This is a genomic window from Luteibacter sp. P4_D7_3, from assembly GCF_056401735.1.
Map to the genome: position 1 here is coordinate 1 of NZ_JBFUIT010000536.1, position 1,503 is coordinate 1,503.

The window sequence follows — 1,503 nt, forward strand, 5'->3', positions numbered from 1 at the left end:
GTGTTGATCATCGGACAAGCGGATAAGACGGCGATCGGCAAGGATGCCGCGCCGTCGTCTGTGCAGGAGAAGCTTGGGGATTACGCGACGCTGGGTAAGGAAGCGGCGGCGAAGATTCCCGGGGCGAAACTCATTCCGCTCGATGGGCTGGGGCACGCACCCATGATCGAAGCACCCGAGCGCTTCTATAAAGCGCTGGACGAAGCCCTGTAACGGCACTCTCGCTCTTTGTAGGAGCCGATTCATCGGCGATCCCGCGGCAGCGGGCACGGTTACCGCAACCTGGTTATCGCCGATGAATCGGCTCCTACAAAAGCGTGGCCGTGCACCATCAGGCGACTTGCTCGCGGGGTGGTATGAAGCGGTCGAGTTTGCCGCTGAAGATGCGGTCGCGGTTAGCGGGATCTTCCAATAGCGAATGCGGAAACACCGGACGCAAGGCACTGACCGCATCGAGCCGTTCGATCTGCTCAGCTGACAGCGTGACCTTCGTTGCCGCCAGATTCGCCAGAAGCTGCGCGACGCTGCGCGGGCCGATGATGGGGAGCGCGCCCTTGCGCGCTACCCAGGCGATAGCGACCTCACCCGGCGTGACATCCAGTTCGTCGGCCGTCGCAATCACGGCATCGAGGATCGCCGTGCGTTGCTTCGTGTCTTCGGCCTGGAACACACGCCCGCCGAAGCCTTCGGCGCGACCCTTCTCGCCTCGACGGTACTTGCCGGTGAGCATGCCGCCGCCGAGCGGCGACCACGCGACGACGCCCAGACCCAGCGCTTCGCCCATCGGCAGCAGCTCCTGTTCCGTTGTGYGCTCGACGAGGCTGTGCTCGACCTGCAGGCCGGCGATCGGGATGCTGCCGCGCAGTTCGGCGATGGTTGCCGCGCGTGACACGCGCCATGCGGGGAAGTCGGACAAGCCGGCGTAGAGAATCTTCCCCGCGCGCACGAGATCGTCGAAGCCGCGGACAATCTCCTCCATGGGTGTCACACCGTCAGCGTAATGCACCCAGTAGAGATCGACGTGATCGGTGTTGAGTCGCTTCAGACTCGCCTCGAGCGAGGCCACCATCGCCTTGCGGCTGTTACCGGTGACCAGGAGGCCCGCGTTGGCCTGGGCGCTCTGGCTGAACTTGGTGGCCAGGACAAACTCGTTGCGGCGACCCACGAGCAATCGGCCGAGGATCTCTTCCGACTCGCCGAACTGATAGCTGTCGGCGGTATCAATGAAGTTGCCGCCGGCGTCGGCGTACGCGTCGAGCATTCGGCTCGCCTCGTCCTGCTCGCTGCCATGGCCCCACCGCGTGCCGAAGCTGCCGGTGCCGAGCACCAGCTCGGAGACGCGCAAACCCGTGTGCTTACCAAAGAGCTTGTAACGCATGATGTCCGATTCCTCTGTTATGCGGGAAGGCCCTCACCCCTCGGGCGAGGGCCTGAGTGCTTACTTGCCGGCGGCTTCTTCGATGACCTTGACCACCACGTCGGGGTGCGAGAGGAACACGGTGT

At 64.1% G+C, this 1,503-nt stretch carries 2 protein-coding genes; one reads left to right on the top strand and one right to left on the bottom strand.

The window, feature by feature from the left end; genetic code table 11:
- On the top strand, nucleotides 1-213 hold a 213-nt coding region (locus AC1DSN_RS22460; RefSeq protein WP_477333028.1), incomplete at its 5' end, for an alpha/beta fold hydrolase.
- Between the two features lie 118 nt (nucleotides 214-331).
- Here AC1DSN_RS22460 and AC1DSN_RS22465 read toward each other — a convergent pair.
- On the bottom strand, nucleotides 332-1,378 hold the full coding sequence (locus tag AC1DSN_RS22465; RefSeq protein WP_477333030.1) for an aldo/keto reductase: 1,047 nt from the start codon (nucleotides 1,376-1,378) through the stop codon (nucleotides 332-334).
- Nucleotides 1,379-1,503: the final 125 nt, after the last annotated feature.